Source organism: Stenotrophomonas sp. GSD10, from assembly GCF_056172695.1.
Genome location: NZ_JAOCMC010000002.1, coordinates 1315218 through 1329715, shown reverse-complemented (window position 1 = coordinate 1329715; position 14498 = coordinate 1315218). Strand labels below are relative to the sequence as shown.

Annotated in this window: 7 protein-coding genes and 1 pseudogene; 6 read left to right on the top strand and 2 right to left on the bottom strand. The window is 66.2% G+C overall.

What is annotated here, in order from left to right:
- Positions 1 to 22 precede the first annotated feature (22 nt).
- Together N4G47_RS06440 and N4G47_RS06435 are read left to right on the top strand one after the other, a co-directional pair.
- Positions 23 to 1369, top strand: coding sequence for a c-type cytochrome (locus N4G47_RS06440; protein WP_475289900.1), 1347 nt, complete (start codon positions 23 to 25; stop codon positions 1367 to 1369).
- The gene (locus N4G47_RS06435) at positions 1366 to 2292 is read left to right on the top strand and encodes a c-type cytochrome (protein WP_475285956.1); all 927 of its coding nucleotides are present in this window, start codon (positions 1366 to 1368) and stop codon (positions 2290 to 2292) included. The genes N4G47_RS06440 and N4G47_RS06435 overlap by 4 nt, the downstream gene beginning before the upstream one ends.
- 13 nt (positions 2293 to 2305) lie before the next feature.
- On the opposite strand, the gene N4G47_RS06430 is transcribed toward N4G47_RS06435, so the two are convergent.
- Entirely contained in the window at positions 2306 to 3835 is a 1530-nt protein-coding gene (locus N4G47_RS06430) for an OmpA family protein (protein WP_475285954.1), read from the bottom strand.
- 150 nt (positions 3836 to 3985) lie between these two features.
- On the opposite strand from N4G47_RS06430, the gene N4G47_RS06425 reads away from it, so the two are divergent.
- From N4G47_RS06425 to aceE, 3 genes and pseudogenes are all read left to right on the top strand, one after another.
- The gene (locus tag N4G47_RS06425; protein ID WP_475285952.1) at positions 3986 to 6364 is read left to right on the top strand and encodes a TonB-dependent receptor; all 2379 of its coding nucleotides are present in this window, start codon (positions 3986 to 3988) and stop codon (positions 6362 to 6364) included.
- Positions 6365 to 6372: 8 nt separating this feature from the next.
- A pseudogene (locus N4G47_RS06420) lies at positions 6373 to 8479 on the top strand (phosphocholine-specific phospholipase C).
- Between the two features lie 219 nt (positions 8480 to 8698).
- The gene (aceE, locus tag N4G47_RS06415; RefSeq protein ID WP_475285950.1) at positions 8699 to 11371 is read left to right on the top strand and encodes a pyruvate dehydrogenase (acetyl-transferring), homodimeric type; all 2673 of its coding nucleotides are present in this window, start codon (positions 8699 to 8701) and stop codon (positions 11369 to 11371) included.
- A 53-nt stretch (positions 11372 to 11424) separates the two neighbouring features.
- Here the strand turns inward: aceE and N4G47_RS06410 are convergent, their stop codons facing one another.
- On the bottom strand, positions 11425 to 11907 hold the full coding sequence (locus N4G47_RS06410) for a LuxR family transcriptional regulator (protein ID WP_475285948.1): 483 nt from the start codon (positions 11905 to 11907) through the stop codon (positions 11425 to 11427).
- Between the two features lie 202 nt (positions 11908 to 12109).
- Here N4G47_RS06410 and N4G47_RS06405 point away from each other — a divergent pair, with 202 nt between their 5' ends.
- Complete coding sequence (locus tag N4G47_RS06405; RefSeq protein WP_475285946.1) at positions 12110 to 14440, top strand: TonB-dependent receptor domain-containing protein; 2331 nt, start codon at positions 12110 to 12112, stop codon at positions 14438 to 14440.
- Positions 14441 to 14498 lie beyond the last annotated feature (58 nt).

Sequence of the window (14498 nt, the reverse complement as noted above, 5' to 3'; positions counted from 1 at the left end):
CAGGAATGCCCACAGTGCCGCCATGCGCACCTCGCTCAAGCTCGCCCTTGCCCTGGCCGCCACCGTGGCCGCGGCCTACGGCATCGCCCGCACCACGCCCTACTGGTTCGCGCCGCGACAGGCGGCACAGGTCGACATCCACGATCCGGCACTGATCGCGCAGGGCCAGTACCTGTCGCGCGCCGCCGACTGTGCGGCCTGCCATACCGCACCGGGCGGCAAGCCGTTCGCCGGTGGCCTCGGCATGCAGACGCCGATGGGCACGCTCTACTCGACCAACATCACGCCCGATCCCGAAACCGGCATCGGCGGTTACGACTACGCCGACTTCGAGCGCGCCGTGCGCCGCGGCATCCGCCATGACGGCCAACCGCTGTACCCGGCGATGCCGTATGCCTCCTACGTAATCGCCAGCGATGCCGAGATCAAGGCGCTGTACGCCTACTTCATGGGTTCGGTGCAGCCGGTGAAACAGAGCAACGCCGACAGCACGATTCCCTGGCCGGCCAACATGCGCTGGCCGCTGGCATGGTGGCAGCTGCTGTTCGCACGCCCGCGCAGCTTCAGCCCGGATCCCTCGCTGGACGCCGGCCAGCAGCGCGGTGCCGAACTGGTGGAAGGCCTGGCCCACTGCGGTGCCTGCCACACACCGCGCGGCCTGGCCTTCCAGGAAAAGGCGATGGCCGACGATGGCAGCCGCCGGTTCCTGTCCGGTTCGGTACTGGAAGGCTGGTATGCGAAGAACCTGCGCAATGAATCGACCGGGCTGGCCAGCTGGAGCGAACGCGAGATCGTCGACTTCCTGCGCACCGGCCGCACCGATCGCTCGGCGGCCTTCGGCGGCATGGCCGATGTGGTCGAGCACAGCACGCAGTACCTGTCCGACGCCGACCTGCTGGCGATGGCGCGCTACCTGAAACAGCTGCCCGCGCGCGAAGGACGCAGCGCGCAGTGGTCGCCCGGCAGCGATACGACCACCGCCGCACTGCGCAGCGGCGACTACCGCGTGGCCGGTGCGCTGGCCTATGCCGAGCACTGCCAGGCCTGCCATCGTGCCGATGGCCGCGGCATGCCGCGCGTCTATCCGGCATTGGCCGGCAACTCGATCGTGTTCGCCGATGATCCCAGTTCGCTGGTACAGGTGACCCTGATCGGCGGCCGCACGCCGCATACCGCACACGACCGCATGGCCTTCAGCATGCCTGGCTTCGAGCAGCTGCCGAACGCGCAGCTGGCGCAGATCCTGACCTTCATCCGCAGCAGCTGGGGCAACCAGGCCAGCGCGGTAAGCGAGGTCGACGTGGCACGGATGCGCCGGGTGGTGCGCGACAAACCGGTGCACTACGTTCCGCAGGAGGCCGCACGATGAAGCGTTCGCGCAGACGTACCCGCAGATTGCTCGGCGCTGCAATCGCCGCCGCGCTGTTGGCCATTGCCGGCACCCTCGCCCATCGCCATCTGTACCCGGATCTGGATGCCGCTGCGGCCAGTACGCTCGACATCCTCGATGCACGCGGCAAGGTGATCGGGCACTACCAACCGCCCAGCGCCGAGGAAATCAGCGCACTGGGCAATGCCGAACCGGTGATGCTCGGCCGCCGCCTGCTCAATGAAACCGCACGTCTGCTGCCGGACAACGTCGGCAACGATCTGAACTGCAACTCGTGCCACATGGCCGAGGGCAAACGGCCCTTCGGCAACCACTACTTCAACACCGGTGGCGGTGCCTATCCGCGCTACATGCCGCGTCCGGGCAAGGTGATCGGACTGGCCGAGCGCATCAACGGCTGCCTGCAGCGTTCGATGAACGGCAAGCCGCTGCCGAAGGATTCGCCGCAGATGCGCGCGATGCTCGACTACATGGCGTGGTTGAGCAGCCCTGTGCCAGACGGTGCGAAGGTGGCCGCCCCCAGCGAAGGACCGATCGACAACACGCTGACCCCGGATCCGATCCGTGGCCAGGCGCTGTACGCGGTTCAGTGCGCGGCCTGCCATGGCGACAACGGCGAAGGCCGGCGCGACGCCAGCGGCGACGTCGCCTTCCCACCGCTGTGGGGCGACCACAGCTTCAACATCGGCGCTGGCATGGCGCGCCTGTACAAGGCCGCCGGCTTCATCAAGCACAACATGCCGCCGGCAGTGACCCGCGAGCCACCGCTGGGACAACAGGTGATGCCCGACCAGGACGCGGTGGACATCGCCAGCTACTTCATCAACCAACCGCGTCCGGACTTCGCCAACAAGGACAAGGACTGGCCGCGCGATCCGAAACCCAGGGACGCGCGGTACTGAGGAACGTCACGGGTCAGCGCTTGACCAGCTCGACCCGGCGGTTGCGGGCCTTGCCTTCCTCGCTGCCGTTGTCGGCCACCGGTTTGTCGGCGCCGTAGCCCGCCGCGCGCAGGCGATCGGCGGCGATGCCCCTGGCGGTGAGCGCAGCCACCACCGACGTCGCACGATCCTCCGATAGAGTGCGGTTGTGTGCCGCTGCACCGCTGTTGTCGGTGTGGCCTTCAATCGACAGCTTCAACGAAGGATCGTCACGCAGAAGGTCCAGCACCTGCGCCAGCTGCGGTTCCGAGGTTGGCAGGATCTGTGCCTTGTCGGTTGCAAAGTTGACCTGGATCGCCACCCGGCCATCACTGTCGAGCTTCTTCTTCAGCGCATCGGCCGGCAGCAATGCTGCCGTCTGGGTGAATCCCTTGCGCTCGGCCACCACCCAGCCGGCACTGAGATATTCCAGCCGCGCGTGCACCCACACCTGGCGGCCATCGGCCAGGTCCACGCGATAGATCACGCTGTCGTAGTTGTTCCAGCTGTCGCTGGCGGATTCGCTGTAGGCCGACTGCACCTGCTTCGGCACGCCCTCGGCAGCCTCGCGCGGGATGCGGCCCTCGAACACCTTGGTGCCCTTCGCCTGCTCCATCATCGCTTCGAGGTTGCGACGTACTTCGTGCATCGAGTACTCACGCTCGCCCTTGTCGAAGTCGGCAGCGAAGATACGGCCCTCGACCTGCTCGAAGTGATCGCCGGTCCAGAACGGGAAGGCATCGAAGTCACGCTGTTTGGCCTTGTTGCGGTCGCGATAACCGGCAGGCAGGGACAGGTGCGGGAAGGTCTCCAGCCACTGTGCGGTGGCCTTGAATGGCACTTCATCCACCACCACCAGGCCGGCACCGTTGCTGTCCACTTCCAGCTGCACCCAGACAGTGCGATTGGCCTGGCGCAGCACATAGACCGTGGTCGGCGCATCCTGTTCACCGTTCACCGCATCGATGAATCCACCACCGATCTCGCCTTCCAGCTGCGGACCGTAGTAGATGTCGCGCAGCAGTCTGCCCTCGAACACCTTGTGGCCACCGGCGGCGATGATCACGCCGTCGAAGTTGCGCTGCACTTCCAGTGCGGAGAACGTTTTTTCGGGAGCGCCCTGGGAGTCGGCAACGATGCGTGCCGACCAGCTCGGCCCCTCCACCCAGTGCACGCCGTCGCCCATGCGGAACGGGAAACGCGCCCAGGCGCGTGGGTGTGGGGCGTTCTGTGGCGCGTAGCCCTGTGGCAGGCTGAAGAACGGCAGCTCGCCCAGCGTGGCATCGCTCAACGGCACGCTGGCGCTATCGAACGGCACCTGCGGTACCGGCTTGCCATCGCGATCGGTCAGGCTCGCGCCCTCGGCAGGTGCCGTTGATGCGGTGGGAGCGGCGGCCGGTGCCACAGTCTCGCCCGCCGTCGGTGGTGCAACCGGTGCCGCCTGTTCGTTGGGCGGCGTGCGATTGCACCCTGCCAGCAGCACCAGCGCCGCACCACCCAGCCAGATCTTCGATCGCTTCTGCATCGCCACCACCTCAGGTCCATTGAAGTGCCGAGCATACCCGAAGGCCGTGACCGGCCTCGCAGTGCCATCGTCGTTGCGCGGCGACGTCATGCCGATGTCATTGGCGCTGCCGACACTCCAGGGCTTCCCTCCCTTGCAGGTCCGGTTTCGATGCGAACGATTGCGCGCTTTCCCCGTATTTCGCTGCTTGCCCTGCTGATGGCCCCCGCACTGGACGCCCTGGCCGAAGCACCGCAGGGCGACGCGGCCGAGGCACGCAGCCCTGATGCCCGTACCCTGGACCAGGTGCAGGTGATCGGCCAGGCCACCAGCTACGCCAAGACCTCGGTGCGCGCGGAAACGCTGAACCGGCAGACGGTGATGAGCAGCGTCAACGACGCGCTCAACGAGGTGCCAGGCGTAGTGGTCAGCGAGGCCGATGCCACCGGTTCGTCGGTATGGGGCACCCAGATCAGCATGCGCGGCTTCGTCACCAACCGCGATACGCAGCAGATCGGCACCACCATCGATGGCCTGCCCAACGGCGGTTCGGGCTACGGCGGCGGCTCGCTGGCCAACCGTTACATCGACACCCTGGACCTGGAAACGGTGGAAGTCAGCCAGGGGACGGCCGATATTTCCTCGCGTTCGAACGAGGCGCTGGGCGGCACGCTGAACTTCCTCACCAGCGATCCATTGCAGGACAGCCGCCTGCGCTTCGTGGTGGGCGCCGGTGACAACGATGCGCGCAAGTACTACGTGCGCTACGACACCGGCCTGCTCGGCGGCCATACCCGCGCGTGGGTCAGCGCGTCTTCGTCGAAGGTGCATGACTGGATCGACGGCACCGGCCACGCCAGCAACGACCATATCGCCGGCAAGTTCATCACCGAACTCGACCGCTGGACACTGACCGGCTACCTCTCCTACAACGATGCCGACGAGCCGGAATACACCAGCGTTTCGCCAAAGGGGTTTGCCACCAACCCTGAGCGCGACAACCTGGTCGGCACCCTGACCGGCATCCCGTACCTGGACCAGAACTATCGTTCCGGTTCGCGCGCCCTGCGCGAGAATACCTTCGGCTACCTGCGCGCAGCGTTCGATGGCGGCAATGGATTCAAGGCCTCGATGGCCGCCTATGGGCATCGCATGCAGGGCCGGGGCGACTGGCTGCCACCATACCTGGCGCAGGTCAGCGACGACGGCGCGGGCCGCCCCGAAGCGGAGTACATCGGTGGCAAGACGGTGTACGGCGGCAGCAACCGCGGCCAGATCTTCTTCGTCAATCCCGATGGCAGCGCCGCGCAGCGCCTGGCCAGCTGCACGCCGCGGCTGGGCTTCACTGCCGAGTACGACCCGAACTGCTACGCCGGCAACGTGCTGGGCGCGCAGTCGTATCGCCACACGCACTACGACAACGACCGCATGGGCGTGACCGCCGACGTCGAGTGGCGGCAGACCTTCGGCGCGGTCGACAACACCCTCCGTGGTGGCCTGTGGGTGGAGAAGCTGGACCGTTCGGCGCGCCGCGACTGGCACCGCCTGCTCGCTGTCGGCCAGAGCATCGACTTCGACCACCAGCCGTACTGGGTGCAGTTCGAGGACAAGTACAAGGTCGACGAGCAGATGTACTACGTCGAGGACGTGGCCCGCTTCGGTCCGTTCAGTGCGCGACTGGGCGTGAAGCAGTTCTTCGTCGACCAGTCGCGCCGCCGCGTGATCGGCGCCAGCGAGCACGTCACCTCCGATTCCAAGTCCGATCCGCTGCTGTCGACCGGCTTTACCTGGGCGCCTGGCGTGGAGGGCATGGAGCTGTTCGCCGGCTTCTCGCAGAACTTCGCCGCGATTCCGTCCGGCGTGCTTGGCGAAACCGACCCACAGCGCTTCCGCAACGTAGAGCCCGAAACCGCCGACAACATCGAAGTGGGCATGCGCATCAGCCGCTGGCCGCTGACCGCCTCGGTCACGCTGTACAACATCAAGTTCGACAACCGCATCGTGTACCTGCCGGCCGGCTTCGTCAGCGGCATCGATTACCTGGGCGAAACCGACGGCGTCTACGAGAACTTCGGTGGCGTGGAAAGCAACGGCCTGGAAGCAGCGTTCGGCTATGGTTGGGACAACGGCTGGCGGATCAATGCCGCCTACACCTACAACCGCTCCAAGTACCTGGGCAGCGGCAACGCCGCCCGCGATACCCAGCTGGGCATCGTCGACGGCGCCAAGGTGATCGGCCAGCCGGAGAACACCCTGGTGCTGTCGGCCGACTGGCAGGGCGCCAACTGGAACTTCGGCCTCTCCGGCCGCTACCTGGGCACGCGCTACCTCGATGCCGCCAACGTCAACAAGCTGCCGTCGGCCACGGTGTTCAACGCCAACATCGGCTTCGACCTGCAGGGCCTGTCGCCGCGCCTGAAGGGCATGGGTGCCAACCTGGTGGTGAGCAACCTCACCGATAAGCGGTATCTTGCAGGGGTGGACGGCCGCGACAACGCCTTCATCGGCGCCCCGCGCACCGTCGGCATCTCCTTCCGCGTGGACCTGTGAGTGAGCCCGTGACCGATATCGGCCGACGCCGGTTGTTGCAGGCCGGCGTTGCCGCCGGCCTTTCCCCGCTGCTGCCCAGCATCGCCCGGGCCGCAGCGATCGCCCCCGCCGCGCAGACGCGCAGCCTGGAAGACCTGCAGCACATTGTGGTGTTCATGCAGGAGAACCGTTCGTTCGACCACTACTTCGGCACGCTGCCGGGGGTGCGCGGTTTCGGCGACCGTTTCGTCGCCCCGGCCGCCGCACTGGAAGCCGGTGGGCGCATGCGCAGCCTGTGGCTGCAGCCCGACGCCAGTGGCAAGCGGGCCATCGCGCCCTTCCCGCTGGATACCGCCGCGCACTTCGGCTACATGCGCGTGGAAGGCACGCCGCATACCTGGCCTGATGCACAGCGCGCGTGGGACCACGGCCGCATGGGGCAATGGCCGAAGGCCAAGCAGAACCACTCGATGGGCTACTTCCAGCGCAGTGACCTGCCGTTCCAGTTCGCGCTGGCCGATGCGTTCACGATCTGCGACGCCTACCACTGCGCGATGCAGGCCGGCACCAACCCGAACCGGGTGTTCCTGTGGACCGGCCACAACGATGCACAGGCCCGCGCCGGTGGCCCGGTGATCGCCAACTCGCATGACAACTTCCCTGAACACGGCGGGCATCCGGCGTCGTACCGCTGGACCAGCCATGTCGAGCGCCTGCAGAAGGCCGGTGTGTCCTGGCAGATCTACCAGGACATGGCCGACAACTTCACCGACAACCCGCTGGCCGGCTTCGAGGCGTTCCGTCGAGCCTACAGCGCTGCACCCGGGCATGACCCGCAGCTGCGCGCGCGCGGGTCAGCACCCGCGGGCTGACGCAACTGCGCCAGGACGTGCTCGACGGGCGCCTGCCGCAGGTCAGTTTCATCATCGCCGATGCCGCCGGCAGCGAGCATCCTGGCCCGTCCAGCCCGGCCCAGGGCGCGGCCTATACCGCGCGTGTGCTGGATGCACTGACCGCCGATCCGGAGGTGTGGAGCCGCACTGCCCTGCTGCTGATGTTCGACGAGAACGACGGCTTCTTCGACCATATGCCGCCACCGGCCCCGCCCTCAGCGGTGGACGGTGGCTGGGCCGGTGCCTCGTCGGTCAGCACTGAGGGCGAGTACCACCGCCACCCGGCACCGGGCGACGAAAAATACGATGCCGCCGAGCTGCGCGGACGCCCCTACGGACTGGGCCCGCGCGTGCCGCTGTATGTGATCTCGCCGTGGAGCCGGGGTGGCTGGGTCGATTCCCAGGTGTACGACCACACCTCGGTGATACGACTGATCGAACGCCGCTTCGGTGTGGCTGCCCCGGACATTTCGCCGTGGCGCCGCGCAGTCTGTGGTGATCTGACCGGCGCCTTCGACTTCGCTCAACGCGATACCCGCCCGTTCGTACGCGGCTTGCCCGATGTGAGCGCGGTGGCTGCCCGTGCCGCCGCCCTGCCCGGGCGCACCGTGCCAACGTTGCCGGAAGGACTGGAACCGGCGAAGCAGGAAAGCGGCGTGCGACCGGCGCGGGCGCTGCCCTACCGGCCGCAGGCATCGATTGCGTCGCTCGACGCCTCAGGCCTGGATCTGTCCTTGTCCTGCGAAGGCGCAGCGGCGGTGCTGCATGTCTACGACCGGCTGCGCCCCGATGCGATACCCCGCCGCTACACACTTGTGCCGGGCACCCCACTGCGGGAGCGCTGGCCGCTTGATGCGCAGGGTCGCTACGATCTGTGGCTGCTGGGCCCGAACGGATTCCACCGGCATTTCCAAGGTGCGGCCAAGGGCCCGACCGTACAGGCGGTGCTCGACCGCGCCGATGGCCAGTTGCGCCTGCACCTGCACAACCTGGGGACGCTGCGCAGCCGCTGCGCGTACAGGCCGGCGCCTACACCGGGCATATGCCCGAGCAGACGCTGACATTGCCGGCCCGTGCGGAAACCACGCTGGCATGGGATGCAGCGCCCACGGCGGGGTGGTATGACCTGAACATCGGCGCGGGCGAGAGCCAGCTGCGCCTGGCCGGGCGCGCCGAGGACGGACGCCCCGGCACCAGCGACCCGGCGATGGGCAGCGAGCCGCTACGCTTCGAGCACGATTAGGCAATCGCGCCCTTGTAGAGTCGAGCGTTGCTCGACTGCTTGTTCCGGTCAATGATCGAAAAGCAGTCGAGCAACGCTCGACTCTACAGAAGCGCAGCAACCCTGGATTGGCGCAGACCCAAGCCGCGCCCGTCTACCTGCAATCCAGGCGCGCACCTACGCTTGTCTCCTCGGTGGTCACCCAGGCAGCGGTCCCACCGGCGCCCTCTGGAGACCGTCATGAACCAAACCCACACTCCCTTCGATACCGATCCGCTGGAAACGCGCGAGTGGCGTGAATCGCTGGAGGCGGTGCTGCAGTCCGGTGGCCGGCCGCGTGCGCACTACCTGATCGATCAGCTGAGCGAGCTCGACGCACAACAGCACGGCGACCTGCATACCCGTGCCTGGACCGCCTACGTCAACACCATTCCGCCCGAACGGCAGCCGGCCTACCCCGGTGATCTGGCCATCGAGCGCCGCCTGAACGCGATGATCCGCTGGAACGCGATGGTGATGGTGCTGCGTGCCGGCAAGCATTCCAACGTCGGCGGCCACATCGCCACCTACCAGTCGGCGGCGGTGCTGTACGACGTGGGCTTCGACCATTTCTTCCGTGGTCGTACCGACACCTTCGACGGCGACATGATCTACATCCAGGGCCATTCCGCGCCCGGCATCTATGGCCGCGCCTACGTTGAAGGCCGCATCGATCCAGCGCGCATGGACAACTTCCGCCGCGAAGCCGGTCGCGAGGGCCTATCCTCCTACCCACACCCGCGCCTGATGCCGGGGTTCTGGCAGTTCCCCACCGTGTCGATGGGCCTTGGCCCGCTGACCGCCGCTTACCAGGCGCGCTACATGCGCTACCTGGAATACCGCGGCCTGAAGGAACACCAGGGCCGCAAGGTCTGGGCCTTCCTTGGCGATGGCGAAATGGACCAGCCCGAATCACTGGCGGCGATCTCGCTGGCCGGCCGCGAGCGGCTGGACAATCTGGTGTTCGTGGTCAACTGCAATCTGCAGCGCCTGGACGGTCCGGTACGGGGCAACGCCAAGGTGATCCAGGAACTGGAGGGCACCTTCCGCGCCGCTGGCTGGAACGTGATCAAGGTGATCTGGGGCAGTGGCTGGGACGAACTTCTGGCACGCGATCACAGCGGCCTGCTGCGCAAGCGCATGATGGAATGCGTGGACGGCGACTACCAGACGTTCAAGTCGCAGAGCGGTGCCTACGTGCGCGAGCATTTCTTCGGCCGCTACCCGCAACTGCTGGAACTGGTCGCGCACATGAGCGACGACCAGATCTGGGCGCTCACCCGCGGCGGCCATGATCCGCAGAAGGTATTTGCCGCCTACCAACAGGCGGTGAACACCTGCGGCCGGCCAAGCGTGATCCTGGCCAAGACGGTCAAGGGCTTCGGCATGGGCGAAGCCGGCGAAGGCCAGAACATCAACCACCAGCTGAAAAAGATGAGCGCCGATGCGGTACGCGCGTTCCGCGATCGCTTCGACCTGCCGGTCAGCGATGACCAGCTGGAAGAAATGCCCTACCTGCGCCCCGAACCCGGCAGTGCCGAAGCGATCTACTTCGCCGAGCGCCGCCGCCTCCAGGGTGGCCAGCTGCCGGCCCGCCTGGCCAAGGTCGACCCGTTGCCGCTGCCGCCGTTGTCGATCTTCAACAGCCAACTGCAGGGCAGCGGCGATCGCGGCCAGTCCACCACCATGGGCTTCGTGCGCATCCTCACCCGCCTGTTGAAGGAACCGGCACTGGGCAGGCTGGTGATTCCGATCGTGCCCGATGAATCACGCACCTTCGGCATGGAAGGCCTGTTCCGCCAGATCGGTATCCATTCCTACCTGGGCCAGCTGTACACCCCGCAGGATGCGGGCCAGTTGAGCTACTACAGGGAAGCCAAGGACGGCCAGATCCTGCAGGAAGGCATCAACGAATCCGGCGCGATCTGTTCGTGGATCGCTGCCGGCACCGCGTACAGCAACCACGGCCTGGCCACGATTCCGTTCTACATCTTCTACTCGATGTTCGGCCTGCAGCGGGTCGGCGACCTGGCCTGGGCCGCCGCCGATGCGCGCACCCGCGGTTTCCTGCTCGGTGCCACCTCCGGCCGCACCACGCTGATGGGCGAAGGCCTGCAGCACGACGATGGCCACAGCCACGTGCTGTCGTCGGTGATTCCGAGCTGTGTGTCCTACGACCCGACCTACAACTACGAGCTGGCAGTGATCATCCACGACGGCCTGCGCCGGATGTATGTCGAGCAGGAAGACATCTACTACTACATCACCGTGCTCAACGAGAATTACCCGCAACCGGCATTGCCCGAGGGCGCCGAGACCGGCATCCTCAAGGGCCTGTACCTGCTGCACGCCGCCGCGGCCGGGACCGCCTCGCAGCCACGCGTGCAGCTGATGGGCAGCGGTGCGATCCTGCGCGAAGTGGAAGCGGCGGCCGAGCTGCTACGGCAGGATTTCGGCGTTGCCAGCGAGGTGTGGAGCGCGACCAGCCTGACCGAACTGCGCCGCGATGGCCTGGCCACCGAGCGCTGGAACCTGCTGCATCCGGCCGAAGTCCCACGCGTGCCCTACGTGCAGCGCTGCCTGCAGGACCATGACGGCCCCGTGGTGGTGGCCACCGACTACATGAAGCTCGTCGGCGACCAGATCCGTCCCTTCATCAACGATCGCCGCTTCATCGCGCTCGGCACCGATGGCTTCGGTCGCTCCGATACGCGTGAATCGCTGCGTACCTTCTTCGAAGTGGACCGGCATTTCATCGTGCTGGCCGCGCTGAAGGCGTTGGCCGACGAAGGCCGCATCGAAGGCGCGCGCATGCAGGAAGCGATCGACCGCTACGGCATCGATGTCGGCAAGCCCGATCCTGCGGCGCCCTGACTCGGCGCATCACGCCTGCGCATCGACGCTGCACAGGCGAGGTAGCTACGGCCCTACGGCATGCGCTTGAACAGATTGGTCTGCAGGATCGGCGTGCCGTCGTGGCCGTAGAATGCCTTGGTCTCGGTCATCGTCGCCTGGTCGGCCGCCACCGTATAGATGCGTGTGGAGGCCGGCGTGCCATGGTCCACCAGCTGCATCACCAGCGTGTTCGGTGCCGGCAGTTTCAGGTTCGCCTTGTCTGCGCCATAGGTGCCGGACAAGGCCCCCGGCGTGCCATCCAGCGCCAGCGTGCCATCGGACTTCATCGTCTTGCCGTCGTGCAGCACGATATCCACGTGCGAACTCCAGCGGCCGGCGCCGGCGTCCCGGAACTCCAGCAGCACCTGCTTCGGGCGCTGCGCGACGGGCAGCGCCGAGGTGGAGACATCCAGCGACCAGCGGCCCAACAGCGGCGAAGGCGCAGCCTCCACCGCCTGCAGCGACGCGGCAGGCAGCGAAAGCGCGGACAGCAACAGCACAGACAACAGCTTCATACGATGCTCCGTTCGAGTGAAGAAGGGCCTGCGCGTGCGTGGCGCTGCGCAGTGACCCGGATCGTGCGCGCTGCCGGGGCGCCAGGCAAGCCGTCCAGATGAACGGGGGCACCCGGCCCGGGCGCCTGCAGCGGCCGCTTTGTCACTTGTCGCTGCAAATAGTTACGTTATAACATTTCACGCCATTTTCACGGAGCGTGTCATGCGTCGCCACCTGCTTGCTGCAGCCATCCTGTTCGCCGTCCACAGCGCCCATGCGGCGGACGAACCTACCCTCCCTACCCTGCGCGTCGAGGCCACCCAGCCTTCGCGCATCGACAACCGGGTCACCGTCGACAACCCACAGGCGCAGAACCGTACCCTGGGCAACCTGCTCGAACATGTCTCCGGGGTGCAGAGCAGCGCCTTCGGGCCCAATGCAGGTGCGCCGGTCATCCGCAGCCTCAGCGGCAACCGCGTGCAGATCCTGCAGGACGGCCAGTCCATCCTGGGCATGAATGCGATCAGTGGTGACATCAACATTCCCTTCGATCCGCTGTTCGTGCGCAGTGTCACCGTCAACAAGTCCTCCGATACGGTGCGCCATGGCGGCAACGCGATCGGCGGCAGCGTCGAGATCGACTCCGGCCTGATCTCGCGCACGATGGAAGACAAGGACCAGTCGATGGAGCTGGTCCTGCGCAAAGGCTTCAACGCGGCCGATGCGCAGGGCTTCCGCATGAACTTCAACAACCAGCGCAATTTCTCCACCAACCTGCAGGTCTCGCGCCAGCGCATCTCGCACTACGACATCCCCGGTGACAGCAAGGCCGGCGTCTGCAACACCCGCCTGTTCCCGGCCACCGGTGGCGTCAACTCCGCCCTGGCTGACAGCTGCCAGAAGGAGGCGCGTGTGCAGCAGATCTACAACAAGGCCTCGCAGCCGTATATCGACCAGTTCATGACCGAGAACCCGGACTGGGCCGACGGCGATTTCTCGTTCTACACCAACAGCCCGACCTCGGTGTGGCAGCGCCGCACCTATATCAATCCGGTCAATCCTGCCTACGTCGCCGGCACGCCGTCCTACGTGCAGAAGCAGATCAACAATGACGTGACGCCCAACTATCACCACCGGCTGGGCAACAGCTACGCGCGCAACTCGCAGGTGGCGCTCGGATCGACCCTGTTCTTCGACCGTGGCTACGTCGGTGTCAGCATCGATGCCAAGGACAGCGAGTACGGCGTGCCCGGCTTCTCGATGCAGAATCTCTCGTTTGGTTCCAACTACGCCGACGGCCTGCCGGTGGGCGTGGTGATCAAGCAGCAGCGCTACGCACTGGAGGCGCTGCTGCGCGATCCACTGCCGGGCTTCGAACGCGCCGAACTGCGCGTTTCAAGACTGGACAACACCTCGGGCGAACGGCTCGGTGCTTCCAGGGCCAACGACTACGACTTCCAGAGTACCCAGGCCGAACTGCTGCTCAGCCATCAGCGGATCGGGCCGCTCAGTGGCCTGCTGGGTGTGGGCCGTCAGGCACGCGACGTCACCGGCAGTGGCGCGCTGCGCTACCTGCCCGACGTCGACAGCCGCAGCAATGCGGTATTCCTGAAGGAAACGCTGGATCTCGGCTGGGCCACCTTCGATGCCGGCGCGCGCCATGAGCGCGTCGACCACGCACTGCAGCCCAGCCGCTTCAAGACCTCGCGCAATGCCGCCAACACGAAACTGCAGGACCGTTCCTACCGGCTCAACAGCTACAGCCTCGGTTCGTATGTCGAGCTGGGTCCCCTGTTCGCGGCCAAGCTGCGCTACTCATCATCGCAACGCGCCCCTGAGATCAACGAGCTGTATGCCAGCAACGCGCACTACTCGGTGATGACCCAGGAAGAAGGCAACCAGAATCTCGAACCGGAGCGTGCGAAGAATCTGGAGCTGACCGGCCTGTTCCACCTGGGTGGATTCGAACTGTCGGCGACCGCCTACCGGATGCGCTACGAGAACTACCTCTACCTCGGCCATTCCGGCGCGCAGATGGCCAACCGCCTGCCGCTGAAGTACTGGAAGCAGACCGACACCACGGTGAAGGGCTTCGAGATCGATGCCTCGCAGGCGCTGGACCTCGGACGCTATGGCACGTTGAACGTGTCCGCCTTCGCCGACCTGGTGAAGAACAAGGCCGATCATCCCGACTCGCTGCGCGCCCACAATGATGGCCAGTACCTGCCAAACATGCCGACCAACCGTTACGGCGCCAACCTGCAATGGCAGCGGCAGGGCTGGAAGGCGCAGCTGTCCAGCACCTACTACGACACCCAGAAGTACCTCGGCCGCAACGTCAGCGAGGAGATTCCGCTGGATGCGTTCAACCTGGTCGATCTGCAGGTCAGCCGCGAACTGCCGGTACGCAACGCCTACATCGCCGGCATGGAAGTGTTCGTCAACGGCAGCAACCTGCTCAACGAGGAAGCGCGCCCGCACAACTCGCCGTTGAAGTACATCGCGCCGCTGCCGGGGCGCGGCTTCCAGGTGGGTGTGACGGTGAAGCTCTGAGGAGAGCCTGATCCGGCCGCCATCCAGTGATCAATGACCGTTGGATGGCACGCCGGGT